Origin of the sequence: Mesorhizobium sp. BH1-1-4, assembly GCF_020165665.1 — a bacterium.
In the GTDB taxonomy this organism is placed as follows: domain Bacteria; phylum Pseudomonadota; class Alphaproteobacteria; order Rhizobiales; family Rhizobiaceae; genus Mesorhizobium.
The window spans coordinates 226,421-251,225 of sequence record NZ_JAIUIN010000004.1; the positions used below are offsets into that span (position 1 = coordinate 226,421).

Here is a 24,805-nt window from a genome sequence, read left to right on the forward strand (position 1 = left end):
GGTGTCGACGAGGAACATGGGTCGCGATGCGCAGCCTGAATATGAGTTGCGGCTGCAACGAGCCAATTCATGGCCTGGCCGACGCCGATTTGGGCAATTGCGATGCCGTGGCGGCAGAGGGCCAAGACCGGGTCGATGTCCGCTCTCTCTCTCTCTCTCTCTCTCTCTCTCTCTCTCTCTCTCTCTCTCTCTCTCCTCTCTCGTCGCTCCGCATTGGGTTTGAATCGGCCGGACAACACGTGATTACATTCATGCGGGAAGCCGCCCCGTCTTACGAAGTTTCTGGCGCAGCACGGCAAGGGCGGCGTTTGCTGCCGCATCCATGTCATCGTAGCGTCGCGTGGCCCATGTCACCTCAGTATCGCCGGCCAGCTGGTAAAGCCCGCCCCACTTACCGTCGGGGCGGCGAAAAATCTGGACGCGATCGTTGTGCGAGGTCGTGAACTGTTGCCCCTTGGGCGTCTGCCACCAGACCGGATGCTTCAATTCCGAGGCAAGTTGCTCGGCTCGCGCCTGAGCCAGCAAAGTCTTCAGGCGCTCCTTGGCAGTCGTGATTGCCAATTCGACCTCAGCCAGAAAGTCGGACTGCTCAATGTGCTCTAAGATGTAGTCATGATCCTTCGCATCCTTCCCGGCTTCGCGGACGCGACGAGCGACAACTTTGCGCAGCCGTTCCAATGTCGGGATCACTAGCAACGACATCTGGTCGTGACTCCTCGTTCCAACATCGATCTGACCGAGTTGGGTCCGAGCTTTCACCAGTGCTTTATCACGGCGTGCGACACGCTCCGCCGCTCGCTTGCGATCGTCGTCGCGCGCCCTGGCAGCGGCAAGATTGCCTTCCATGTGACCCGCACAGATACAGCCAGCCTCAAGTTCAAGGCCTGCCGGATGCCGCATGATATGGACGAAGCGAATGTGGATCGCCTCGCACATTTCGCAGGTCTTGTGACGGCCTTTGCCCGGACCCAGGTCTCGGACATATGCGCAGGACCAGCCGTTCTTCGGAACGTCCGGGTCCGACCACTTGCCGCAACCACGCGCTACGAGTTCCTGTTCGGGTTCGATCATCTGTTTGCCCCTTCCGATGTATACCACAGGCTGACCAAGCTATGGCGATACCCGAGTTGGCGGGCCTGCGGTGGGCTGACCCACACCATATTGAACGGCCGATAGCATCCTCCAAGGCAGAGTTGCCGACTGGGTAAGTTCGCGTTATGTTCTCGCTTTCCCAGTTGCGGGACGAACCGATTTGACTAAGGTGCGCACGATGGTGGGGTCATCTCCGGAATATTCGCAGAAGCGATCGGGCGCATACTTCACGCCCGATGGCGTGAGTGCGGCATTGGTCGCTTGGGCCTGCCGCAAATCCACCGACCGCCTGATCGATCCCTCGTGCGGGGAGGGTCAATTCTTGGCCCTTCACCGCAACAGTGTCGGCATCGAGCAAAACCCGGTCTCGGCGCACCGTGCGATCGAGCACGCGCCGGGTGCCTTGGTGCACGAGGGCGATTTTTTCACTTGGGCCATCGAAACCCGCGAGCGGTTCGAGTGCGCCGCAGGCAACCCCCCCTTTATTCGGTACCAGACGTTCAAGGGCGATATGCGGCGGCGGGCACTGGATCTGTGTCTTCATCTGGGCGTGCGCTTCAGCGGGCTGTCCTCGTCTTGGGCGCCGTTTATCGTTGCGACCGCCGGCCTGTTGAAGCGCGGAGGCCGCATGGCGTTCGTAGTGCCGGCGGAGATCGGCCACGCGCCCTACGCCGCGCCCCTGCTCGACTATCTCGTAGCGTCATTCTCGATCGTGCAAATCGTCGCAGTGCGCAAGAAGTTGTTCCCGGCGCTCTCGGAGGATTGCTGGCTACTCTATACCGAGGGCTTTGGCGGCAAGGCTGACAAGATCGACCTGACGGTTGTCGACGAGTTCGTGCCGGCAAGGACGCCGCCCAAGCCGACAATGCAGGTCGACGTTGGAGAATGGCGCACCGTCTGGAACCGGCGCCTGCGCCCCTATCTGCTGCCTGCGTCGGTGCGCGGCCTGTATGCTGCTACGCTTGCCGATCCGCACACGCATCGGCTTGCTGATTTCGCGACCGTTGGAATCGGCTATGTCAGCGGCGACAACGACTTCTTTCACCTCAGGCCCTCAGACGCTAAGCGCCTGCGTATCCCGTCCGCATTCCTGCAGCCGTCGCTTCGCAATGGTCGTGCTATGCCGGACAAGCAGATTACCAGGGCCACGGTTGAAGACTGGAAACGCAACGATGATCCGGTGCTGCTGCTGAGACTGACGCGCGATCAGCAGCTTCCGACGGCCGTAAGCAACTATCTCGACAGCAGTGCTGGACGCGAGGCGAGGCAAGGGTACAAGTGCCGCAACCGCGCACCTTGGTATGCGGTGCCTGATGTCCAGATTCCCGACTTCGTGATGAGCTATATGTCGGGGCGCAATGTGAACCTGGTCAGGAACGCCGCTGGCGTATCCTGCACCAACAGCCTCCACGCGATCCGTGTGCGAGACCAGGCACTCGCAAGCAAGCTGTTGCCACAATGGTCGTCGCCCTTCGTAAGGTTGAGCTGCGAACTCGAAGGTCATGCGCTCGGTGGTGGGATGTTGAAACTGGAGCCCCGCGAGGCCGGAAGGATTGTCTTCCCGTCGGCTGCGACAATCCGGAAGACAAATGACGACCAATGGGAAGACGCGATCGGATCGCTCCAGCGCTGGCGGCACTACGCTGATTGACCCTTCCGGTCGGTGGCAAAGGCTTATTGGACAAACAGATCAACTGAATGCGGCAAATGCGAACAAAGTTTGCTATCCGCCGCAACGTGAGAGCTCTTAATGGCCGCCAGACCGTCCGCGAAAACCGAAGCCTGGGTCCTTTTCGATCATATTGTCGCTCACGCGGCGCCTGGGGGCTTGCATAGCAATCCTTGGGTCATCGGCCCAGATGGACAGTTGGGCTTCGAACCGGACTACGAGACACTTGAGCGGTTGCTTGGCGTTCCCCTGCATCTGAAGGCGGCAACCCAATCCGGTGTTCCGGCGCTAGCCCTCGATGTATGGCTGAGCTATGAACTCCGCAGGGCGGGTTTTGAACGAGATCAAGTGTGGCCCAGACCGACAAATCCGCGCATCCTTCCCGCTGCAGTCTCAGCGCTTGTTAACTCGCTACCCAGCAACCTGCGAGCGCAAGTAGCGGATCGCATAGCAAAAAAGACATCGATACCCGGCGTTACCTCATCGTCTGCAGCCATCCTTGGGAAGAATTACCTAAAGCAAGTTGACGTAATTATTACAGATTGGCCAACAGGTCCCGAGTTGCTTGTCTCAACCAAGCGCATGGACTCTTCGTACGGCAAGAACGCCCCAAATCGGATCGAGGAGTCGTACGGCGACGCCAAGAACCTGCGACTGCGGCACCCGCTCGCAGCCCTCGGCTTCGTTTTCGGTGTCCGCTCGGACATCTTGCAGAAGGAGCCCAAGACAGCGGATTGGTTATTCGATCTACTCGTCAAGCTTGGACAAGAGGATGACGCGTACCACGCCACGTGCCTGGTCCTGATGGAATATGCCGACGATGTCTCGCTGCCAGAGGAGCCGATAGAACCACCCCCAGCTGGAATATTGGAACCCGGTCCGGAGCCTGAAGGCGAGGCGGAGGAAGTACCTGCATCAATCCCCGATGCCACGGCCGACCAAATCATCCGGCGTCTTCCGAAGGTGAGAATCCTCAAGGATCGCACTCCGGCGGAACTGGCGCCTGGTCGCTTTCTGGCTGCGATGGTCATGCGGGTCATTGGCACCACACCTGTGAACATGCACGAGGAAGCGCGACGCCGCCGCGCCTCGGTCTTATCCAAGTGATAGCCGGACGCATTCTTAGCACCGATCCTTTCCAGCTGCGACGCCCTGGACCGCTCCTTGTTCTTTCGCCCCTAATCTTGCGTTGGGGCGCGAACGGCGGCGCCCGGCCAACATGATCGGTAGGCTCGACGGGACTTTTGTAGTGCACGACATCCGCCAGTTTCGCATCCGTGTCGACGCGTACGGCATCGAGTGCCTGCGGAACGAACGGATGCCGCGACGCGTGTCATAACAATGATGACGGATCGCCCCCAAATCGACCTCGCCGCCCGGGAAGAGCCGATGCAGCTGGCTTGGCCGACGCCCGGCAATCCCGGTGGGTTTGTTCTGTTCGAAACCCCAGCCGAGTGGCGCACCTTCGTCGAAGGCCTTGGGATCGACGCGCGGACACCCGAAATTGTGCGGGCGAAGTTCGCTCGCGCGCAGACGCTTTACCTGCTGGGCTGGGTGGATTTTGGCTTGGTCAAGGCCGGCGAGCTCGCCGCCCTGATCGCTTTGGAGGTGGCGGTGATGGATCGCTATGGCGCCCAGATATCCAAGGGCAGGCAAAACTTCGCCAGCCTCCTCAAGCACATGGTCGATGCAGACAGCCTGACCGACGCGCAAATCCCGATGGTGACGCGCTGCGGCGGGACGGCGGTGGGCCAACTGACGGGCGTGACGCGTCCGACCCTCGCCGAGCGGAGAAACACTCTAGCCCATGGCGACCCGTTCGAGGGACTGCCGACCGGCGGCCTCCTCGAACTGGTGCGAGACCTCATCAACTTCGCCTATCGCGACTACATAGCTGAGGCGGCGAGACTTGGAGGTTGAGCTGACGCCCTTTCGCTGGAAGAATTGCTATGCCGACGTTTTGACGTCGAAGCACGACCTGACGATCAGTCCTATTTTCGAAGACGTTATCGTGCCGGCGCTCGACACCCCAAAAGAAAGATCGAGGCGCTGAACACCGGTGATTGGCCCTGCGCCGTCTTCGCACGCGCCGACATGAAGGACATGCTGCGCGAGTCAAAGCTTGCCTTCGGCATTGCGATTCAATCGATCTGGGAGCGACAGCTTCGCGCTTAGCCACCGCTATGTCGCTGTTGATAGAGGAGGACCTGGCCATCTCTAGATATAGGTCGCAAAAGCTTGCAAGAATCTAGGAGACGAAAACGGTTCGTATCGCCGAGGATCGGAATGTCGCTCAACACGATTGTCGACGTGCACGTTGGGTAAATACCCTAGGACTACTGGCGATTAATTGTTTTGGGCAACGTAGTTATGTATAAACCTTGTATCTTTCACGCGGTTGAATCGGGTGGAACAATGATTCGATAAGAAAAAAATGCGGGAGGCACGGGGCTTGGTAATCAGCATTCACAATCCAGATCGCTATATGGCGGACTTGCGAACGATCGTCGCGCAAGGTCGAAAGCGTATTGGATTTCTTATTGGCGCGGGTGCAGCAGCCGGCCTGATGGACCCTAGTACCGGCAAGCCCCTTATAGCTGCGGTGCAGGGCCTTACGAAGGATGTACTAACCGCCTTGGAGCCCGACTATGGTGCTGTGATTGCTGCGATACAAGCCGTGCATCCCGGGGCAAATATTGAGACGGTACTGTCTAGGGTTCGATCACTCGCAAACGTGCTGGGAGGCAGTAAAGTAGATGGCCTCGACGGACCGAATTATACAAAATTTAGCCAGCGTATTTGCGACGAGATTGGGTCAGCTGTCAGTGTTAAATTGCCACCTGGGGATACGCCCTACAAAGATCTCGTGAACTGGATTGTCGGAACGGATAGGGATCATCCTGTCGAGGTATTCACAACAAACTATGATTTGCTTCTTGAAGAGGCATTTGAGGCAGCGCACGCTCCTTATTTCGATGGCTTTACGGGAGGGCGAGAGCCTTTTTTCGATCCGGTGAGCGTCGCTACTAATGACCTACCATCTCGCTGGACTCGGCTTTGGAAAGTCCATGGGTCGCTGGGTTGGCAAGCGAACAGCTCTGGCGAGGTCATCCGTACCGGCCTTACGTCTGCCACCCACCTAATTTATCCCGAGCATCTTAAGTACGACCTCACACAGAAAGCACCCTACGCTGCATTGTTTGACCGCCTTCGCGCCTTCTTGACAACCAAAGACACACTCCTGATTTCCGTGGGGTTCTCCTTTGCTGACGCACATGTTGCAGCTCGGGTTGATGAGAGCCTAGCCGCCAATCCATCCGCCAGCTTGTTCGCGTTCCAATACCAGGAACTGGCATCTGAGAAATTTGCCGAAGCACTGGCGGAGAAGCGGCCTAACTTCAGTGTCTATGCGCGGGACAGGGCTATAATCAACGGCGTGGCTGGAGACTGGCGTCCCGGTGACCCGCCGGCCCGTGATTGGGAACCCATACGAAAGACATATTGGGGTTCGGTCGGCGGAGGAAGTCCAAGGTTCCTTCTCGGCGATTTTTCTAGCTTCGCCCGTTTTCTCGTGATGTCACGTTCCGGTCAAGCTCTTGACCCCCCGTCTGCTGTCGCCGTTCCTAGCTCGGTAGTTGGCTCGACTAGTGCAGCAACGCCAGCACCGATTGCGCCATCGGCAGCGTTAGGCTTGACGCCATGACTCCTACAATTCTCGGTTCTGTCGGCGCCGTGACAGGTGCCACGATAAGCGTGAGGCTTGCATCAAGCGTTGCCTCAGGCATCGCCATTATTGGAGGCAGAAGCTATCGCATCGGTCAGGTCGGTAGTTTTGTGCGGATACCGCAAGGCTACCATGATCTGTACGGTATTATTTCTGAAGTTGGTGCCAGCGCTACTCCAGCCGCGCTCATCGACCTGCGCGATCGCGGCGAGAGGTGGATGACCGTACAGCTAGTAGGTGAGATTGTAGAAGCATCTTTTGAACGTGGAATTAGCCAATACCCAAATATCAACGACGACGTGCATCTGGTTACGGAAGACGATTTGGCCATCATCTACGGTGTGGAGACAACCGGACAGGTTGTTGTAGGCCGCCTGGCCAATGCCGAAAGCGTCCCAGTTCGACTGGACCTAGATAAACTACTCACCCGTCACAGTGCCGTCCTAGGCTCAACCGGTTCAGGAAAATCTACTACCGTTGCAAGCTTACTGAGGTCGCTCTCCACACTTGGCAATGAAGGTTTTCCGAATGCCCGAATCCTGCTGCTAGACATACATGGAGAGTACGCTCGCTCCTTTGGTGAGGTGGCAGAAGTTTTTCGGGTCGCGCCACTGCAAGGTGAGAATAGACTAGTCATTCCGTACTGGGCATTACCGCCTTCAGACATCTTAGAGTTTTTGATGGGCAAGTTGGACGATCGGGCGTCGACTGCGATCCTGGACAAGGTTTTCGCGGCCAAGCAAGCACTGGTAGCTGCCGCGCCGGTCGCTGGCGTTGACCCCAGCTCGATGACCGTCGACAGCCCACTCCCCTACAGCCTTCGTCAGCTGTGGTTTGATCTGATCGATCCTGAAGTCAGAACGTGGTCTGACACGGGCAAATCTGTTCGTGCGATATTGGTGGAAGGTGATGCGAGTTCACTGCAGCAGCCCAATTACCAGCCGGCAACCACAAACAACACTGCTCCATACCTGAATAACATAAACGTGCTTGGCATCCGACGTCAGCTGGACAGAATGCGATCTCGGCTTCTGGACAAACGCTTCGAGTTTCTTCTGACTCCAGGTGAGTGGAATCCAGACACAGCTGGTGTCTCAGCTAAAGACCTCGCGGAACTGTTGGAGGGTTGGCTGGGGCACGACAAGCCAATTACCGTGCTAGACCTGTCTGGCATACCCAGCACAGTCCTGGTGCAGCTAATAGGTTCTATCCTGACGATTATCTATGAAGGACTCTTTTGGGGTCGTGAACGCCCCGAGGGGGGTCGTCAGAGACCTCAACTGGTTGTCATGGAAGAGGCGCATCGCTACCTCGGCAAGGATGCTGACAGTCCTGCACGCAATATGGTTCAGAGAATTGTCAAGGAAGGACGCAAGTTCGGCATAGGGGCTATGATCGTCAGCCAACGGCCATCTGAGATCGATGACACCATACTATCGCAATGCGGGACGTTCATTGCCCTGCGTTTGAGCAATAGCGCGGATCGCACTAGGGTACAGGCCGCTCTGCCCGACAACTTGAGCGGCATTGCTGATAGCCTGCCCGTACTCCGAACCGGAGAGGCGATCATAACAGGTGAAGCAGCCAGATTACCTGTACGATGCCGCATCACACTTCCCCCAGCCGACAGCAGACCAAAAAGCGAAGACCCGCAAGTAGCGGCGAGTTGGCGCAAAACGCGCACTCCTGAGGAGTACGAAAGCATGGTGGCATCATGGCGTGCTCAGGACCCGAATTGGACTGCCGACGATGGCCCCGAGGAGAACATAAATGGATAGATCTCCAGTCACATCTGGAAACTTGGCTGAGGTTGGCTATGAGCCTAACTCAGAGACATTGGAGATAATGTTTCGCCACGGAGGAGTGTATCAGTATTATAATTTCCCCAACTTCATGTACGACCGCTTCATTCAATCTGAGTCTCTTGGGACGTTCTTTAACGCCGAAATCAAGGGTCGATTTCCCGAGGCGCGAATTTAGCCTCAGGTGACTAGGCGTTAGCAGCAACTCGTTCCTTTCTCTCGCTTCCCATCCCATCTGCGCTTGCGCCAAGGTGGGGCCATGCCGTCCTACTCTCTGGTACGCCGCCGCCCTCGGCTCTTACGCTCCTCACTGTTTGTGCTCATGAGGCCGTCAAGCGATCAGTCGTTGAGCCATTCGCTCCAGATGCTCGAGGCAAATCTGTGCTGCGCTCTTTTGAAGTACCGCTGTCTGTTCGCCCAACCAGACAAGCGCGTCCTCGCTGATCTCGTAGCGCGTGGAATACCGAGCCTTCACATAAGCTTCGTTCAGCGTGTTGAACCAGGCGCGAACACGCTGTTGGTCGCGTGGCCAGGCCTGGGACAACCGTCGATCCTGGTCCTCAGCCAAGGCCCGCAGAAATGTGAGTTTGTGGGAAGGTGGACTGTAGTTCGTCAGCACGAGCAGTAGCGTTGAATATGTGTGCTCAATCGCCTGATGAAGTTGAAATGCTGCCTCTTTCTGTCGGCCCTGCTTCAGGACGTATTGAAATGTGTCGAGAAACCCTATCGCGCCTGGAAGCCTGCTCTCATAATGTCCTTTGGCATTCTCATAGGCAGCCTTTGGAGTGAGCGGCTTGGGCTCGGCCAGCGGCTCATCGTCGAGTTCGTAGAGGACAATGCCCTCGCGGCGGATGTCGGTGAAGAAGTACTGCCCTTGGCGCAGCGCCGTGTTCACGAAGCGGCGGCTGTGCACGATGAAACTGGTTGGCGTCTTGATGGCGCGATCACGATCGAGCCGATCTTTCGCTTTGTACCAGTAGGCGAAGTCGGCAAGCTTGTTGTTGTTGACGACCACCAGCAGATCGAAATCGCTGCGATAACCCTTCATCGTGAGCGGCTCGTCGACCCAGTCGCCGCGGGCATAGGATCCGAACAGGATGATCTTCAGGATGCGGCCGCTCTTCTTCCAGTCCGCGCTGCTCTCGGCCAGCGCGTCCTCGAATTCGGCATGCAGGATTTCGACCACGCGGGCCAGTTCCTCCTGCTTGTGCTCCGGCAAGTGATCGATGCTGGTTTTCATCCTGGTCGGTTCAAATCTGGTGAACGCAGGAGCGCGTCGAAGGGCTCGTTATAGCAGGCTTGGCTATATGCGAAAGGGTGCCAATGCGGGCTGCGAGCAATTGATTCTGTTGGTTTATGTCACTTTATGCGTCCTGGGATTTTCCAGTGCGTTGGCGACGATCAGGGGCAAGTCCTTGGCGCTGATTCTCTCCACCATTGTGACCAGTGTCATCAGGTCGTTTGTGAGGAAATTGTCGAATTTTGCCAATGCTGGTTGCGCTAGTCGTACGACAAGGTCTTTTCCGTCTGGTGCCGGCGAACCAGCTATATCCTGCAGAGTTTCGATGGCTTTCTGGACCTCGCATTCCTGAAGCTCAATGGCATGGCCGAAATGCGATGCTTTGAACTCGCGCGCCAGCAACGCCAGGGTTAGCGTCTGCAGCTTCCTGGTTCCGACCCAGGGGAATATCAGGACTCCCTCCCCGTGCGCGATGATGGAACGGCGATCCAGCTGCAGGTCCAGGAAAGAACTGCGCGCGTCGTCCAGCAGGCGATTGGCTGCAGGATCGAGATAGGGGTAGGCCTCGTCGGATGCGAGAACCGTGCGCATCGTTGCCACCACGTGATCGTGGATGGCTGCCCCCTTGCCATTGAAATGCGGTGGCTTTCCAGCCCGTGTCGGCTTGACCATGATAACCCGAGCGCGATCGTCGATTTCGATGACTTGCCAGCGGCGTCCGGCAAAAATGATGGTTTCGCCCCGTGCAAGCGGAGAGCTCAGCGGATAGGTGCCGAGCGTGCGTGCATCGTTGATGATCCGGTATTCCCGTTCAGTAGCGAAAACAGCATAGAATTCGTACGATTGCGTGATCTTTTCACCGGTCTCTCCCATCATGAGCAAGCCTTCTGGGGACTGCTCTATCAGCTGGTTTTCAGGCGTGGCCATGCACCGAAGCAATTCGGCAAACAGCGTCCTGTCCACGGCTCGGAACGGGCCGCGCTCACACAACAGTTTCCAGGCGACTGTCGGGCTTACGCCCCCGGTCTGCACGATCAGCGCCATCACTTGATGGAGCAGCGTTGAGAGATGCAGCCCAGCTGGCGATGGCGGTTCGCACCATCCCGCCCGCAGGCACTCAACCATCGCAATCGACTGAACCAGATCGAGGCGAAGCCGGTCAATTGGGTGTCTTCCCTTGCCGACGGCAGGCTCGATGACGAACATGCGCAGCGTTGCGGGCTTTCCGGCCCTGCGGCCGGATCGGCCGAGGCGCTGGCGAAGTGACGAGACCGAAAAACCCGGCCCGATCTGCGCGATTGTCTCAACCTCGCCAATGTCGATTCCGAGTTCCAGCGTGGTGGTCGCGACCGCAGTGGTCGGGCGCGGATCGTCTCGAAGCCGCGCTTCGACCTCCTCGCGCATGGCCCTTGCAAGATTGCCATGATGCGGGAAGAACTCATTTGGAAAGCTCGCTTCGTCGCACATGGAACGCAGCATGTCGGCATAGACCTCGACATTGGCGCGAGATCCGGCAAACAGCAGATTGCTCTGGCCGCGCAGCAGGCGAAACAAATCGACCGCAAGCGTTGCTGGCACCGTCGATTGTTCGAAAAGTTCGGTCGACTTTTCGGGCGGATCGCCATCGTCTGTGGTGACCGTAAGATCGCCCGGGGCGGTGCCGTCCAGCAGATAACCCCGGATCTGCAAACGGACCCCGTTCCCCTCGTCTTCGCCTTCCACGATCGTCACGCTGGCGCCCTTGCCGGGCCGCAGCGCCTCGGCAGCCAGGCTCATGTCGCCGAGTGTTGCTGAAAGCCCTATTCGATCGATGCGGTCTCGCTTGGTCGCGACCTCGATCCTGTTCAGAATCGATTGCAGCTGCATGCCACGCTCAGTGCCGATGAAGGCATGCAACTCATCGATGACCACCGCATCCAAACGCGAAAACATCTGCGCTACCTCACCGCCCCTGCGGACGAGCAACGCCTCCAGCGATTCCGGAGTGATCAGCACGATACCCGAAGGTCGCTTTCGTGCGCGGGTTTTGGCGTCCGCCGACACGTCGCCATGCCATTTGTGCAGGAGAACGCCGCTGCCTTCGCAGAGGCTTTCCAGCCGCCGGTGCTGATCATTGATCAGCGCCTTCAACGGGCTGACATAAAGGATGGCGAACCCATCGGCGCTGCCTGCGTGTTCGGCATACCGGGTCAACAATGGGAGAAAGGCGGCTTCGGTCTTGCCGGCGGCAGTGCGTGCGGAGATCACGACATCGCCGCCCGCGAGGATGACCGGGATAGCTTTTTCCTGCACGTCCCGAAGCGCCGGCCATTTCCGCTGCCATATCCAGCGTCTGACCGGCTCGGAAAGCGCGTCAAATGCGGAGGGTTGCAAGCTCGTCGTCCGCTCCCCCTTCGACGTCGTCGATGGGCAGGTCGCCTCCACCGCCTCGATCTTCCGCGACGTCCAATGCGCCGAGCATGTCTTTCCAATCTGTGCCGGGGTTTTGCTGAAGGATCGCGAGCAGATCGACGAAGGCCTTCACCGTGTTGCGCGGGGTCCGAAAATAGGCCTCGCCGATCCGGTTGGCGCAATGGTCCATGAAGGCGTGGAGTGCCGCGTCCGGAACTAGCCATTTTTCCTGATCGCCCGCCGCGAAGACGTCGCGTAGCCGCTCCAGCAGATGGTAGAGTTCCTCCGGCGTCAGGTTCGGCAGATTGATCACCGGGCCGGAGTAGTCGGCCAGGCCATTGCCCGCAAAACTGTTTCCGGCAAGGCGGGACTGCAAGGCCTCGTAGGAGTAAAGGCCGCGCCGCGTGTCGAGCAGGAATTCCGGCGTCCCGCCCAGAATGAAGCCGATGCCCTGAGTCGTCCCCTGCAGGACATCGTTGAAGATGCGCAGGATCTGTTCGTAATTCTGTTTGCGGGCCTGGGCGCTCTGCAGTTTGTAAAGATTGACGAGTTCGTCGAGACAGACCAACAGGCCGCCAAAACCGGCGAGCCTTGTGAAACGGGCAAGCAATCTCAGGCCATCGTAAAAGGACGCGTCGTCGATGATGGTGCGCACGCCCAGATCGCCTCGCGCCTCTGTCTTAGTCGTGTATTCGCCGCGCAACCACCGCAGCGCGGCGTCCTGCAAATTACTGTTTCCTTCCTCGTAGCCCCGCGCATAGGCAACGATAACATTTGCGAAATCATAGCCACCGACCATCTCGCGAAGATCGCCAAGGCCATCCTTGATGGCGATTTCAATAGTCGTCCCGCCTGAGGAAGCGCGTTCGGAGGCTTTCTGGATGTAGCTTTCCAGAATGTTTCTGAGCGCCCCTCCATCCGGAGCGGTACGGGTCGCAAGGCTGGTGGCGAGCTCGGCATAGAGCGTACGTGCCTGCCCGCCGGTGGCGTGGATGCGGCGATCCGGAGAAAGGTCGGCTTGGCAGACCGCAAGCTTGCGCTGAAGTGCGATCTGCCTGATGAGAAACAGGAAGAAGGTCTTGCCGGCACCATAGGCGCCTATGACGAGACGGATACTCGACCCGCCGTTGCCGATCCGCTCGATGTCCTGGATGAGCGATTCAATCTCGCGCTGGCGCCCCACCTGAATATGCTGGAGACCGATGCGCGGGACCACGCCGGCACGCAAGGCGCTGATGATGGTGTCTCGATCTCTTGGTTTGATAGGTGGAGGTTTTGTCGTCATGCAGACATTCCTTCGACAGAGACGGTAAGCGACGGAGATTGGGGAGTAGCCTCGGAAAACAGGCTGGCGTTGACGATGACAGGAGCCTCGCCATCCAGGACCAGTTCGTCGAAGCGGTCGAGGGACCAATCGTTGATTGCCTGCTTCGCCGCACCGGGCATCAGATCGGCACCGCGCACCAAACGCTCAAAATCCGAAGCCGTCCAGGTTTCCTGCTCAATCAGTTGCGACAGAAGCCACGCATAGCGTCGCTCCAGCCCATCGAAGCGCGCGTCCCCATTGGATGTCTCGATTTCCTCGGTCGCGGGCTGAAGCTCTATTGCCGGCTCTGCCTCGTCCACGAAGATATCGGCAAGGACGCTGGACGTCGTCCGGGTTTCGCGCCGGATCGCTTCGAGACGAGAGATGTCGACAAGCGTCGTAGGCGCCCTGGGAGGCGCCGGCGACACCGGGATGCCCGGCGGTTGGATTCCGGCTGGGATAACAAGGGGAAGATCGTCATTTCCGTCGCGCGGCCTGTTCTGCGGCGCGACACTCCCCTGCAGTCGCGAATATAGCGAGTTTTGGTCCAGATCCATCTGTCTGAACAGCTTCTCGAGCTGCGACACTTCTCGTGGATGGAGGGTCCCGTCTGCCGCAGCGACAGCCACTAATTCATCGGCGAGGTCTTCACGGCGGTCATTTGGCACGTCGCTTATGCGCTTGGTCCAATCCACGACGCGGCTGGCATCGGCGGCGCAGACCTTGATCTCGGCTTTGAGGCGGACGCGTTCGTCCCTTGACAGGCCGGGTGCTCCGTCGACCCTGTCGAAGAGCCTGCGTTCTTCCATGGGGTGGAGCAGACCGTCGGCGAAGGCAATCACCATGCCGAGCATGATTGACAGTTGCATGGGGCGGTAATGCTGGCTCGGTTCGGGATCAGCTTCAGCTTCACGTTCCCGGCCAAAGACCATCGCCATTTCGCTTGGTTTTGCGGACTTGAGGGAAAAGGAAGGGTCGGCGGTATGACCATAGCCAAAGGCTGCCAGAATTGCGGCCAGTTCCTTCTGCTTTGCCCGCGCGGAAATTTTGGTGGGCTCCATCCCTGCCAACTCAGCGAGCTGTTGGATCGATATTAGCCCGTCATCATTCGACAGTTCTCGCAACCGCCTCAACGGCCGGCCAGGAAGCTCTTCAGCATTCTTCACACGCAAACCTAAGGGCAGCTGAGCCACAGCCGCAAGGCTAGGCCTCAGTCCTTCCGTACGGCCCAGCATGCGGCTGTAGTCGTCGAGCCGATCCGTGCAGTCGTCGAAGATCCGGCGGGCACCGCCTATCGGTTCGCTGCGGTTTGTGATGTCCGGCAGGTCTCCGCCAAAGGGGCGAATTGCAAGATCGAACGTCCCGCTGCAGGCACGGTAGTTGACCTTCAGTTTCCGCATTCCGGCGGCCGGAACACGCACGCCTTTTGGATATTGCTTCTCCACCGCTTGCGCGAACAGCTCTCGCAAGAGAGTCTGTGCCCGTCGCGCCGGCGTTCGCACCCGCGTTTCAGGGTCGGCAAGGACGTAGGCCAACAAAAGGTCCGGCTCGATCGCCTCTCCGCTCCGCACCCGCACCCCAAGGGCGACCTTGAGCATTAGCGGGATTTCGTAGCTATTTTCCTCGACCTCCAGATCAAACTTTTCCGGCAACTGAGCCGACTTTAGCTGGTAAGCCGAAAGCAACTCACCAGCATAACGTTTGAACGAGCCATTCCCTCCATATACCTGCAACAGCCGGCGAACCTCGGCAACAACACCATCGGCGTCGGGTGGGCTCTCCTCCAACATGAGGCGGCGTTCGAGACCGTAGAAATAGAGGAACACGTATCCGATATAGGCGTCGGGATCGGATCGCGATCCGGCAAGCCAGTCCAGATACGATTTTCGCGCCGCGGGCGAAATGCTTGAGTAAGACGGCCAGTAGCCCATCGTTTGACCCAGCGGATCGCCGTGAGAGCCCACGGTCAATCTCGGGTTGATCAAGCAGTTCTCTGCGTCGGTTGAACTGCCCTGCCTCGGCAGGTGTTCGCCTACATAGATCATGCCGCCGGGAATGTCGTGGTTTCCCGCTTTTGCTGGTGTATTCGCAGGAATCCAATCTGCCGACTGGCGCGCGGCGGGTGCCGGTCGCACCCGGTCGAACCACCGCGGCTGGTCCGTCCCGGCCGTGTTAGCGCCGCCCTGCCTGGAGACATCCGAGACCTCAGCATTGCGCGATGCGAGCGACACCTCGTTTGTAGTCGGCACCGGGGTGACTTTGGTCTCGATGCTTTGCCAACACGTTTTAGTGGGAAAGGCCGGCAGCCCGGCTGAAGGATTGGCCTCTGATTTGGGTCGTCCGACCGCTTCACCGTGCCGGATGAAATCGTCGACCGCAGCGCTGTGTACCGCAAGAGAAGCGGCAACATCCGCCGGCAGGGCCGGCTTTTGGTCGACTGGTTCCTTCCCAGCACCGTTGGCTGGAACCATGCGATCGGTGGGGCGATTGAGACGATGCCTATCGGTCCTCGCGGGGCGATTGACACTTTGCTCAGGTTCGCTGCGTTTTCTTTCGGATGCCGTTGGAACCGACTCCGCGGCTGAATTTCTTCGGCGTCTCCGAAGGATGAAAAACGCGGCTGCTACCCCTAGCAGGCCCAAATAGATCAAACGCGGCGTTTGGGTCGTTGGCACCTCTCTGATCTTGTTGCGCTCCGATGCCAAACGGTCGGATTTGGCTGAAGCGCCCTCGGCGAGCGCCGGCAAAGGTAGCGCCTGGGCGGCATCGCTACCTGCTTGCCCCCGCTATTTGCCTGTGGAGTTGTCTTCGTTGGAACACCAGGCTGCGTCGGAGGCGGCAGGTGCGCGTCCGTGGCTATTGGCGTCAATGGGCCACGCGTCACCTGGGGTTGCGGAAAAAGTGTGGCTGACGTCGCTGCGTCCAAAGTACCGCTCTGGGGAAGATTGCTCGCCTTCTGAAAGGCCTTCAGCGCACTGATGGACCGGCGTCCCCAAATTCCGTCCGCGGTCCCGAGGTCGTATCCATGTTCAGCAAGGGCCTGTTGAATCTGTCGCGCAGAATATCGGGAATCCTGGGCAGTTGCGGTGTCTGCAACATTTAGAACTGCCGCCAAAGCGACAGCCATTGTCCAATAGAATGGCAACCTCATCCCGTTTGTCCCGCCCTGAGGTTCCGAGCATAGCTGCGATGAGTTCTTTTGAGAACTCTCGCAACTATAATTCCATTTTGAGCGGAAGCGGCAGTTCAACAGAACTTTAGGCCGGCGACTTTTCGTCATCGTGGAATGACCCTTGCGCTGGATCTAACCGTTGCGGACGATTGGTCCAGCGCCAAAGCTATAATGGAGCTCACTGGCATGATCCAGGCTGGCGCTCTTTCGTCTAAAGGAAGGTCACATCAGGATCGGGCTGCCGCGGCTGAAATGGGATCAATCGAACCTGTGGAGATTATCTGCAGTCGATCAGAGCGATGAAGGCGAATCTTTCTATATAATGTCGGAAATAGATGTGGATCGTAGAAAGAAACGCACTATTTGTGCCTTGGCGGTCTGGGGAAATCGAATTCGCTGAAATCAGTCCACACAAAGAGGAAAACTATATGACCACTGCTGCCGAACAAGACGGCCGGCTTGATGCCGTGTCGATAGCCGCCGACATTGTCGCTGCCTATGTGTCGAACAACCCACTGCCGGTTGGAGAGTTGCCGAAACTGATCGGCGATATCCATGCCGCTTTGCAAGGAATCGGCACCGCGCCGGTTGAACCTGTGGTCAAGCAGGAACCGGCAGTATCGATCAGGAAGTCGGTGACGCCCGACTACATTATCTGTCTGGAAGATGGAAAGAAATTCAAATCGCTCAGGCGGCATCTTCAGCAGTTTGATCTGACCCCCGACCAATATCGACAGAAGTGGAATCTGCCGGCCGACTATCCGATGGTCGCGCCGAACTATGCCGCAACCCGCTCGGCCTTGGCCAAAGCAGCAGGGCTCGGCCGAAAGCCGACGATGCCCGCACCCGCCACGGCAGCAAAATCAAAACGAGTTGCTCGTGCGGCAGCAGCGGCGACAATTGCGGCGTCAATCAAATCACCCCCGAAGAAGACGCGCAAGGCACCCGCCAAAACTTGACGCACCGCACCTGACCGAGGGGCTGGCTCTCGCGGGTCGGAACGTGATGAAGCGCTGCCCTCCGGCGTGCTTCGCCGCGGAGATAGATGCCTAGGGGACGGACGGTCGTTGTGGGAATCAATTGCGTTTCGGACTATCGACGCGGTGCGATCATAGGCGTTCTCATGCTGTTGGATCCTGCGAAGGTGCTCCGGCGCCCAGAGAGGCCGGCGCCATACCGGCGTGTGGCGATAGGTGCATATCGCGAGAAGGATGATGCCAAAGGCGCCCGGCTGTACGTATGATGGCTGGCAGAAGTTACGGAGCATGACGCGCTTTCCCCTCGTTGGTAGCTTGTTCCTGGCGGTCGGCTTTCTGTCGGGCAACTTGCCTGCTGTAGCCGAGCCGCTGGTGGGCATTGCATCTGTCGTCGACGGCGACACAATCGAAATTCATGGGCAGCGAATTCGCTTCAATGGCATAGACGCACCGGAGAGTGCTCAGATTTGCTCCGATGCCTCCGGCAGGAAGTATCGTTGCGGCCAGCGGGCATCCCTTGCCTTGGCCGAACTCCTCAAGGCGCATCGCCCAACATCGTGCGTTGAAGTCGACCGCGATCGGTACAGTCGCATAGTCGCCGTCTGCACCGCCGGAGGCATCGATATCGGGGAATGGGTGGTCAAGCAGGGCTATGCGCTTGATTGGCCGAAATATAGCGCTGGCTTCTACGCTCGGGCAGAGAGGGAAGCCAGAACCGCAAAGCGCGGTATGTGGGCCGGCTCATTCGACAAGCCATGGGTTTGGCGCAAGGATCACTAGGAGCTCAGGGATGATCTCCTTCGGCTCGGGGTGGAGCCAATTCAGTTTCGCGGCAGCTTGTGAATCTCCAGTCTTACCGGCCCTCCTCTGTCGCAGCTCGTGCAGAAAAGGGCTCTCTCAACGGAGCTGAACAGTGCACCCTTGCCATATCGCCGGATCAACCCGGCTGGCTTCACCTCGGCATGGTGCGAGCAGTGTTTGCACCAGGCTCGGAGCGTGTGCCATTGGCGCAAATCTCCAAGCGCGACGTCCAACCCTGCGTGAACGCTGCCGTCAATGATGGTCTGCGGCGGCACCCTCACATCCCCCGGCGTGATGATCTTTTCCATGACATGCCGGCTGTTATAGTGGATCAGCAGCATTCCTGGCCGGCGTCGGATGGCGGCCTGCCAGGCCGCCTGGCTCACCATGGCGTCCGGAGACCGGCATATTGTTTCGAGATGGGTTTTCTCCTCCCGGTCCCAAACCTCGATCCGGAAATTGTCCTCCGCCGTCTCTGCCATTTAGAGCCTCGCCTTGTGCCAGGCGCGAGAATAGCCGTTCGAGACCGCGGCCCGCGACAAGGCCAGTTCCCGCTCCAGGTCGATGTTCTTGGCAAGGACATTCAGCAACGCAACCACGGCGTCCCCGCCGGCCGCGGCGATGGCCTGTTGAGCAACCTCTTCCAATTCAGACATAGCTTCGCCGGCGGGCGCGTTCTGCCGCTTTCCCATAGCCCTTTCCTGCTCAGATGGCCCTCAGGAATAAGGAACATATTCCTGTCTCGTCAAGGGCCGCTCCGATAGTTTGTTCCTTTTTCGTTCACCGTAGGCAAAACAGGCGGATCGGGACCATGCAGTCTGCGCACCGCCGTGGCGGAACTATCCGCTTCTCCGTCTGCTGCGCATTCCCACTTTCCCTTTTGACATTCCTGTATGTTTGTGCGACGTACAAACCTTAACTGAGCTCGACTAGAGTCCGGGCGGGCCCGACCTTTGCCAAGGTAAGCAATCGCTCGTCATCGCGGCGAGAACAATGCTTTGGCGGCCCTGAGGCAGAACCGCTGAGCGGTGTGTGTTCACAAGATTAAGGCTTCCATGACCTCTTATGTGATCGGAATAGACGGCGGGGGAACGAGCTGTCGGGCGGCAGTAGCAGGTTCAGACGGTCGTATCCTCGGGCGAGGAAGATCCGGTCCTGCCAACATTCTCTCGGACCCCCAGACGGCTCTGTTGAACATAACCGACGCAGCGCGCGGGGCCTTCAAGCAAGCCGGACTTGATCCCGACGGCATTGCGGCTGCGCGTGCTGTTGTCGGGGCCGCGGGTCACAATGTCGGCGACGCTGTCCATTACGTGAAGCAGCGGCTGCCCTTTATCGCCGCCGAGATCGAGTCCGACGGGCTGATCGCGCTTCAGGGCGCACTTGGTGACAAGGACGGCGCTGTCGCCATTTTGGGGACTGGCACGATCTATATCGCGCGCCAGGGCGAAAAGCTGACTTACACCGGCGGGTGGGGCTTCACTGTCGGCGACCTTGGCAGCGGCGCTCGCCTTGGCCATGCGCTCCTGCAAGAAAGCCTGCTAGCCTATGACGGGGTTCATCGCTCCTCTATGGCAATCGATTCCGTCCTTTCGGACTTCAACAACGACCCGCGAGACATCGTCGAATTTGCCCGACAGGCAAAACCAGGCGAGTTCGGTCGCTATGCGCCGCGAGTATTCGAGTTCGCCGAGCGAGGAGATCGTATTGCGGCACGTCTGCTGAAAGATGCCGCCGGCACAGTCGACGACGTGCTTGACCTGTTGGTCTCACGGGGAACCGATAGGATTTGCCTGCTCGGCGGATTGGCGCCCTCCTATTCTCCCTGGATTGCGTCCCGGCATCGAGCATTGCTGACAGAACCCGAGGGCGATGCACTGTCCGGCGCGGTGGCGCTTGCGGTTGCGCGGTTTTTGCGCTCACCGGGGACGATCGGATGAGCGCCAGGCTCGCTGCGATTCTTCCGCTTGGTGGCTTGGATACCAAAGAAGCCGGGCCGCTGTACCACAGGCTTCGGCTGTCGCTCGAAGAGGCGATCCTGTCGGGCAAACTCCACCATGGCGACGTTCTGTATCCCGAGCGCGCTCTCGCTGATTACGCCAAGGTCAGCCGTGTCACCGTCCGGAAAGCAATCGACCACCTGGTACGCGAAGGTCTGCTTGTGCGCCGTCCTGGTTCAGGGACCTTCGTTGCTCAATTGGCCTCTCAAGCAGATCAGGGCCTGTCGCATATGACCTCTTTGACTGAGGAGATGTTCTGGCGCGGCTCCAACGTTAGGACGGAGTGGATGGAGCGTAGCATCAGCTATCCCTCTCCTGAGGAGATGATGACGCTTGGCCTCTCGGTCGAGGTTCAGGTCGCGCGACTTCACCGGTTGCGCATATGCGATGATCTGCCACTTGCCATCGAGCGCACTTGCATATCTGCAGAATTCCTGCCCGACCCGCTGCGCGTAACCTCATCTATTTATGCTGCGTTCGAAGATGCGCAGGTGCGGCCGGTGCGCGCGATCCAGCGCATTCTCGCGTGCGGCATTCACAACCCCGATGCCTCTGTCCTTGAGGTGGAATGTGGAGCGCCCGGTCTGTTGGCCAAACGGGTCGCCTTTCTTCCTTCAGGCCGACCGATCGAATTTACCTGTTCAGTTTTCCGCGGCGACGCCGGTGGCTTCGTCAGCGAATTCAAGATTTCAGAAACTTGACCAAACGATCTGAGGAAGGCGCCCCCAATGCACCCCAATACGCAAACGAACATGCGGCGAGAAATCGATGAAATTCCCGAGGCTGCTTCCAGGTTGCTAGATCGCTCGGCGAAAGACTTCGCCCGCGTGGGTACGGCCTTGCGCGTCAAAGACCCGGCATTCGTCGTGACGATCGCGCGCGGCTCCTCGGATCATGCCGCGCTGTTCCTGAAGTATGCCATTGAACTCACAGCCAGGCTGCCGGTCGCCTCAGTCGGACCGTCACTGGCGTCGATCTACGGTACCGAGCTGAAGTTAGGCCGGGGCGCTGCCATCGCGATCTCGCAATCCGGCAAAAGCCCCGACATCGTCGCGATGGCTGACGCAGCAACGCGCGCAGGCGCTACTTCGATGGCGCTGACCAATACCCTGCCGTCGCCCATTGCCGATGCCTGCAGCCACGCTTTGGACATTCTGGCCGGCCCAGAAACTGCGGTGGCCGCCACCAAGTCCTACGTCAATTCCATTGTAGCGGGACTTGCGGTGCTGAGTGAATGGACCGCGGATGCTGCTTTGAAACGCGCTGTGGCGGATCTGCCCAAGCACTTCGCGGAGGCGATCAAGCTTGAATGGAACGACTTTGCCGCCGATGTGGGTGATGCCGACTCCATCTTCGTGCTGGGTCGGGGGCCGGCACTGGCGATCGCCGGCGAAGCGGCGCTGAAGTTCAAGGAAACCACGGGCATTCATGCCGAGGCTTATTCTGCTGCGGAAGTGCTGCACGGACCCGTCGCACTGGTCGGCACTCGCTTTCCGGTTCTGGCGCTTGCGGCCCGCGACGCTGCCGAAGCCTCCGTTACCGAGACTGCCGATGCCCTGCATGCGATGGGGGCCATCGTACATACGACTTCGGCACGGGCAACAAATGCAAAGCGCCTCCCCTTCGTCGAGACCGGTCATCCTATCACCGATGCGCTGGTATTGGTCCTGCCGTTTTATGGCTTCGTCGAGGCTTGGTCGCGCGCGCGCGGCAACAACCCCGATGCCCCCGCAAACCTCAAGAAGGTGACAGAGACGAGATGACTGTGAAATCAAGGATCACGGGTGCGCGCATCTTTGACGGCATGCAATGGCATGACGATGCTGCGCTCGTGATCGAGTCAGGCCATGTACGTTCCATCATTCGTGAAGATGCTGGCCTCGACAGCCTGGGGACGATCGACGCGCGCGGGTTGCTATTGGTTGCGGGCTTCATCGACTTGCAGGTCAACGGAGGCGGCGGTGCCCTCTTCAACGAGCAGCCGACGCTTGAGAGCATCCGGCAAATCTGTGCGGCTCATGCGCGCTATGGCACGACGGCATTGCTGCCGACGCTAATCACCGACACACGCGAAACGAAAACCGCAGCGATAAAGGCTGGCCTGGAGGCGAAGGCCGCTGGTATCCCGGGCTTCCTCGGATTGCATCTCGAGGGCCCGCACCTCTCGCTCGCTCGCAAGGGCGCGCACGATCCGGCGCTGATCCGTCCCATGGAAAAGCTGGACCTCGACGAGATGCTCGCTTGTGTGACGCAACTGGGCTGCTTGATGGTGACGGTCGCCCCGGAAAATGCCACCATGGAGCAGGTGAAAGCACTTGCCGATGCCGGCGTGGTCGTCAGCCTTGGTCACACCGATGCCTCCTTCGAGACAAGCAGCACCTTTGCCAAAGCGGGAGCCCGCGCAGTCACGCATTTGTTCAACGCCATGAGCGGCCTTGGTCACCGAGAGCCTGGCGTCGTTGGGGCGGCGCTCGCGACCGGTTCGCTCCATGCTGGAATGATCGCGGATGGCTTCCATATCGACCCGGCGGCGATGGGCATTGCGTTGCGCGCCAAGCAGGGGCCGGCACACATCTTCCTCGTGACCGATGCGATGTCGACGATCGGCACCGATATGGAGCGCTTCTTCCTGAATAGCCGCGAAATCCTGCGCAAGGACGGACGGTTGACCCTGGCCGACGGCACGCTCGCCGGGGCCGACATTGACATGCTTTCCTCCGTCCGCTTCGTGCATGAAAAGCTTGGCCTGCCGATTGAAGAAGCATTTCGGATGGCCTCCGCGTATCCTGCCGACACCATGGGCATCGCCTCGCGGAAGGGTCGACTTATACACGGAGCCGATGCGGACTTTGTGCTTTTGACGCCTGAACTTGAGCTCAACTCGACCTGGATAGGCGGGCGGAAGGTTTTCGACGCGGGCGCTCCCTTCGTCGTTTGAGCCGAGGCCCCTCGACGTTTAAGGCACACGTCCCTCGCCTGGGGAGATCACATGGCTTCTCGCTCAGGTGTCGCCCGTTATGCGGCGCGAGAGGCGCCCTGCCGGTGGGGAGGTGGACCGGCAGGGCGCGCCGCGCAACGTTGCAAGTCGCTGGGAGAGAACCGGCAACGGCGGCGTGATGTTTTCGAACCGTATTAAATTCAGGCCTCTCCGAGGGTGAGATCGTTATTGCTCGCGTACGCAATGCTTGATCCTGCCTAATCCGGCGAGAGACAGCCGCGATTCAAGTGCAAAGCTGCGCTTAGTTTGGCAATAGATGGATCATAAGGCCTCGCAGGCTCTTCTCGCAAAGCCCGGCTATCTCGTCGACGTCGCTTTCGGTGACGATCAGCGGTGGTGAGAAGCCAAGCGTATCACCCATGCAGCGGCAGATCAGGCCGTTCTCGTAAGCGATCTGGTCAAAGGCTGGCCCGGCCTGAAGGGCCGGAGCGAACGGCGCGCGGGTCTCGCGATCGGCAACGATCTCTATGCCGAGCATGAGGCCCGCCCCTCGCACCTGGCCGACAATCGGGAACCTGCCGGAGATGTCGTCGAAATGCCCGCGCAGCCTGGCGCCCAACTTGCGCACATGCTCGACGGCATCCATGTCCTCGTAGATCTTGATCGCTTCCAGCGCGACGGCGACGCCGACCGGGTGCCCCGAATTGGTGAAGCCGTGGCCGAAGGAGCCGCCCCTTTCGTTGAACTGCTTGACCGTTTCATAGATTTTCGGCGCCATGACGACTGCGGAAATCGGGAAATAGGCTGATGACAGGCCTTTTGCCAGGGACATCATGTCCGGCTGCATGCCGACCGTCTCCTTGCCGAACCAGTTGCCGGTGCGTGCGAAGCCGCAGACGATCTCATCATCCAGGCACAGTATGTCGTATTTTTCCAGCACCGCTTGAATTCTGGCGAAATAATCCTTCGGCGGCACGACGATGCCGCCGCCGGCATTGATCGGCTCGGCTATGAAGGCAGCGATCGTGTCGGGGCCTTCGCGCAGGATCAGTTTTTCCAACTCGTCGGCCAGGCGCTGCGAGAATTGCTCCTCGCTCTCGTCCGGCAACATGTTGCGATAGGGATCGGGGCAGAGCGTGTGGACGAAGCCTGCGATCGGCAGGCCGAATTCGCGATGCATGAAGGTTAGGCCGCACATGGAGGCTGCCGCGATTGTCGAGCCATGGAAGGCGCGGTCACGCGCGATCACCTTGCGCTTGGTCGGCTTGCCGCGCACCGTGTGGTAAATCCAGGCGAGCTTCACCATGGTTTCATTGGCTTCGGAGCCGGACGTCGCGAAATAGGCCTTTCCGCCTGCCATGCCCGTCAGTTCCAGCAGCTTCTCGGCCAGATCGACGGCCGGTGCGTGGGTGCGGTTGAAGAAGGTATGGTAGAAGCCAAGCTCGGCATATTGCTTGGTCGCGGCCGCTGCCAGACGCTCGTTGTTGAAGCCCAGCGAAGCGCACCACAGCCCGGCCATGGCGTCGATGTATGGCTTGCCCGCGTCATCAAAAATGCGGATGCCCTCGCCACGCGCAATGATCAGCGGCCCCGTCTCCTCGAAACGCGTGGGGTTCGTTTGTGAATGCAGATGCGCGGCGACATCACGGCCCGCGATCGAATTCGACTTGAGATGCTGGTTCATGGAATCGAT

21 protein-coding genes are annotated in these 24,805 nt (G+C 59.2%); 12 read left to right on the forward strand and 9 right to left on the reverse strand.

Annotated features, from left to right (window positions below):
* Positions 1 to 249: 249 nt before the first annotated feature.
* On the reverse strand, positions 250 to 1,071 hold the full coding sequence (locus LB569_RS10020; protein ID WP_224692081.1) for a hypothetical protein: 822 nt from the start codon (positions 1,069 to 1,071) through the stop codon (positions 250 to 252).
* A gap of 190 nt (positions 1,072 to 1,261) precedes the next feature.
* Between LB569_RS10020 and LB569_RS10025 the strand changes: the two genes are divergently transcribed.
* The 6 genes from LB569_RS10025 (at position 1,262) to LB569_RS32020 (ending at position 8,465) form a co-directional block, all read left to right on the forward strand.
* Positions 1,262 to 2,743, forward strand: coding sequence for an Eco57I restriction-modification methylase domain-containing protein (locus LB569_RS10025; RefSeq protein ID WP_224692303.1), 1,482 nt, complete (start codon positions 1,262 to 1,264; stop codon positions 2,741 to 2,743).
* 99 nt (positions 2,744 to 2,842) lie between these two features.
* Positions 2,843 to 3,868 carry a hypothetical protein gene (locus LB569_RS10030; protein ID WP_224692082.1) on the forward strand — a complete coding sequence of 342 codons (1,026 nt, stop codon included), beginning with the start codon at positions 2,843 to 2,845 and terminating at the stop codon, positions 3,866 to 3,868.
* 234 nt (positions 3,869 to 4,102) lie between these two features.
* The gene (locus LB569_RS10035) at positions 4,103 to 4,681 is read left to right on the forward strand and encodes a hypothetical protein (RefSeq protein WP_224692083.1); all 579 of its coding nucleotides are present in this window, start codon (positions 4,103 to 4,105) and stop codon (positions 4,679 to 4,681) included.
* A gap of 532 nt (positions 4,682 to 5,213) precedes the next feature.
* Positions 5,214 to 6,464 carry an SIR2 family NAD-dependent protein deacylase gene (locus LB569_RS10040; protein WP_224692084.1) on the forward strand — a complete coding sequence of 417 codons (1,251 nt, stop codon included), beginning with the start codon at positions 5,214 to 5,216 and terminating at the stop codon, positions 6,462 to 6,464.
* Positions 6,465 to 6,514: 50 nt separating this feature from the next.
* Positions 6,515 to 8,263, forward strand: a complete 1,749-nt coding sequence (locus LB569_RS10045; protein ID WP_224692085.1) for an ATP-binding protein — start codon at positions 6,515 to 6,517, stop codon at positions 8,261 to 8,263.
* Positions 8,256 to 8,465, forward strand: a complete 210-nt coding sequence (locus LB569_RS32020; RefSeq protein WP_224692086.1) for a KTSC domain-containing protein — start codon at positions 8,256 to 8,258, stop codon at positions 8,463 to 8,465. The genes LB569_RS10045 and LB569_RS32020 overlap by 8 nt, the downstream gene beginning before the upstream one ends.
* A gap of 153 nt (positions 8,466 to 8,618) precedes the next feature.
* On the opposite strand, the gene LB569_RS10055 is transcribed toward LB569_RS32020, so the two are convergent.
* From LB569_RS10055 to LB569_RS10075, 5 genes are all read right to left on the reverse strand, one after another.
* Positions 8,619 to 9,527 carry a nucleotidyltransferase and HEPN domain-containing protein gene (locus LB569_RS10055; RefSeq protein ID WP_224692087.1) on the reverse strand — a complete coding sequence of 303 codons (909 nt, stop codon included), beginning with the start codon at positions 9,525 to 9,527 and terminating at the stop codon, positions 8,619 to 8,621.
* A gap of 114 nt (positions 9,528 to 9,641) precedes the next feature.
* The gene (locus LB569_RS10060; RefSeq protein ID WP_224692088.1) at positions 9,642 to 11,900 is read right to left on the reverse strand and encodes a DEAD/DEAH box helicase; all 2,259 of its coding nucleotides are present in this window, start codon (positions 11,898 to 11,900) and stop codon (positions 9,642 to 9,644) included.
* Positions 11,881 to 13,203, reverse strand: a complete 1,323-nt coding sequence (locus LB569_RS10065) for an ATP-binding protein (RefSeq protein ID WP_224692089.1) — start codon at positions 13,201 to 13,203, stop codon at positions 11,881 to 11,883. Before LB569_RS10065 ends, LB569_RS10060 begins: the two co-directional genes overlap by 20 nt.
* Positions 13,200 to 15,971 (reverse strand): TerB N-terminal domain-containing protein, encoded by a 2,772-nt coding sequence (locus LB569_RS10070; RefSeq protein ID WP_224692090.1) that lies wholly within the window; start codon positions 15,969 to 15,971, stop codon positions 13,200 to 13,202. Before LB569_RS10070 ends, LB569_RS10065 begins: the two co-directional genes overlap by 4 nt.
* Positions 15,872 to 16,504 (reverse strand): peptidoglycan-binding domain-containing protein, encoded by a 633-nt coding sequence (locus LB569_RS10075; protein WP_318013103.1) that lies wholly within the window; start codon positions 16,502 to 16,504, stop codon positions 15,872 to 15,874. The genes LB569_RS10070 and LB569_RS10075 overlap by 100 nt, the downstream gene beginning before the upstream one ends.
* Positions 16,505 to 16,824: 320 nt before the next feature.
* Between LB569_RS10075 and LB569_RS10080 the strand changes: the two genes are divergently transcribed.
* Complete coding sequence (locus tag LB569_RS10080; RefSeq protein ID WP_224692091.1) at positions 16,825 to 17,355, forward strand: MucR family transcriptional regulator; 531 nt, start codon at positions 16,825 to 16,827, stop codon at positions 17,353 to 17,355.
* Between the two features lie 306 nt (positions 17,356 to 17,661).
* Complete coding sequence (locus tag LB569_RS10085; protein WP_224692092.1) at positions 17,662 to 18,153, forward strand: thermonuclease family protein; 492 nt, start codon at positions 17,662 to 17,664, stop codon at positions 18,151 to 18,153.
* A 41-nt stretch (positions 18,154 to 18,194) separates the two neighbouring features.
* On the opposite strand, the gene LB569_RS10090 is transcribed toward LB569_RS10085, so the two are convergent.
* The gene (locus LB569_RS10090) at positions 18,195 to 18,656 is read right to left on the reverse strand and encodes a hypothetical protein (protein WP_224692093.1); all 462 of its coding nucleotides are present in this window, start codon (positions 18,654 to 18,656) and stop codon (positions 18,195 to 18,197) included.
* Positions 18,657 to 18,866, reverse strand: coding sequence for a hypothetical protein (locus LB569_RS10095; RefSeq protein ID WP_224692094.1), 210 nt, complete (start codon positions 18,864 to 18,866; stop codon positions 18,657 to 18,659).
* A gap of 363 nt (positions 18,867 to 19,229) precedes the next feature.
* Here LB569_RS10095 and LB569_RS10100 point away from each other — a divergent pair, with 363 nt between their 5' ends.
* The 4 genes from LB569_RS10100 to nagA are packed head-to-tail and all read left to right on the forward strand — an operon-like array spanning position 19,230 to position 23,112.
* Entirely contained in the window at positions 19,230 to 20,114 is an 885-nt protein-coding gene (locus LB569_RS10100; protein ID WP_224692095.1) for an N-acetylglucosamine kinase, read from the forward strand.
* Positions 20,111 to 20,875 (forward strand): GntR family transcriptional regulator, encoded by a 765-nt coding sequence (locus LB569_RS10105; RefSeq protein ID WP_224692096.1) that lies wholly within the window; start codon positions 20,111 to 20,113, stop codon positions 20,873 to 20,875. Before LB569_RS10100 ends, LB569_RS10105 begins: the two co-directional genes overlap by 4 nt.
* A 27-nt stretch (positions 20,876 to 20,902) precedes the next feature.
* Entirely contained in the window at positions 20,903 to 21,937 is a 1,035-nt protein-coding gene (locus LB569_RS10110; protein WP_224692097.1) for an SIS domain-containing protein, read from the forward strand.
* Complete coding sequence (gene nagA / locus LB569_RS10115) at positions 21,934 to 23,112, forward strand: N-acetylglucosamine-6-phosphate deacetylase (protein WP_224692098.1); 1,179 nt, start codon at positions 21,934 to 21,936, stop codon at positions 23,110 to 23,112. The genes LB569_RS10110 and nagA overlap by 4 nt, the downstream gene beginning before the upstream one ends.
* A 301-nt stretch (positions 23,113 to 23,413) precedes the next feature.
* On the opposite strand, the gene LB569_RS10120 is transcribed toward nagA, so the two are convergent.
* Positions 23,414 to 24,796 (reverse strand): aminotransferase, encoded by a 1,383-nt coding sequence (locus LB569_RS10120; RefSeq protein WP_224692099.1) that lies wholly within the window; start codon positions 24,794 to 24,796, stop codon positions 23,414 to 23,416.
* Positions 24,797 to 24,805: the final 9 nt, after the last annotated feature.

Excerpts from the sequence above, each read along its gene's own strand:
- LB569_RS10020 (WP_224692081.1), bottom strand. The coding sequence starts at position 1,071 with ATGATCGAACCCGAACAGGAACTCGTAGCGCGTGGTTGCGGCAAGTGG.
- LB569_RS10030 (WP_224692082.1), top strand. The coding sequence starts at position 2,843 with ATGGCCGCCAGACCGTCCGCGAAAACCGAAGCCTGGGTCCTTTTCGAT.
- LB569_RS10035 (WP_224692083.1), top strand. The coding sequence starts at position 4,103 with ATGATGACGGATCGCCCCCAAATCGACCTCGCCGCCCGGGAAGAGCCG.
- LB569_RS32020 (WP_224692086.1), top strand. The coding sequence starts at position 8,256 with ATGGATAGATCTCCAGTCACATCTGGAAACTTGGCTGAGGTTGGCTAT.
- LB569_RS10055 (WP_224692087.1), bottom strand. The coding sequence starts at position 9,527 with ATGAAAACCAGCATCGATCACTTGCCGGAGCACAAGCAGGAGGAACTG.
- LB569_RS10065 (WP_224692089.1), bottom strand. The coding sequence starts at position 13,203 with ATGACGACAAAACCTCCACCTATCAAACCAAGAGATCGAGACACCATC.
- LB569_RS10075 (WP_318013103.1), bottom strand. The coding sequence starts at position 16,504 with ATGACGAAAAGTCGCCGGCCTAAAGTTCTGTTGAACTGCCGCTTCCGC.
- LB569_RS10080 (WP_224692091.1), top strand. The coding sequence starts at position 16,825 with ATGACCACTGCTGCCGAACAAGACGGCCGGCTTGATGCCGTGTCGATA.
- LB569_RS10085 (WP_224692092.1), top strand. The coding sequence starts at position 17,662 with ATGACGCGCTTTCCCCTCGTTGGTAGCTTGTTCCTGGCGGTCGGCTTT.
- LB569_RS10090 (WP_224692093.1), bottom strand. The coding sequence starts at position 18,656 with ATGGCAGAGACGGCGGAGGACAATTTCCGGATCGAGGTTTGGGACCGG.
- LB569_RS10095 (WP_224692094.1), bottom strand. The coding sequence starts at position 18,866 with ATGGGAAAGCGGCAGAACGCGCCCGCCGGCGAAGCTATGTCTGAATTG.
- LB569_RS10100 (WP_224692095.1), top strand. The coding sequence starts at position 19,230 with ATGACCTCTTATGTGATCGGAATAGACGGCGGGGGAACGAGCTGTCGG.
- LB569_RS10105 (WP_224692096.1), top strand. The coding sequence starts at position 20,111 with ATGAGCGCCAGGCTCGCTGCGATTCTTCCGCTTGGTGGCTTGGATACC.
- LB569_RS10110 (WP_224692097.1), top strand. The coding sequence starts at position 20,903 with ATGCACCCCAATACGCAAACGAACATGCGGCGAGAAATCGATGAAATT.
- nagA (WP_224692098.1), top strand. The coding sequence starts at position 21,934 with ATGACTGTGAAATCAAGGATCACGGGTGCGCGCATCTTTGACGGCATG.
- LB569_RS10120 (WP_224692099.1), bottom strand. The coding sequence starts at position 24,796 with ATGAACCAGCATCTCAAGTCGAATTCGATCGCGGGCCGTGATGTCGCC.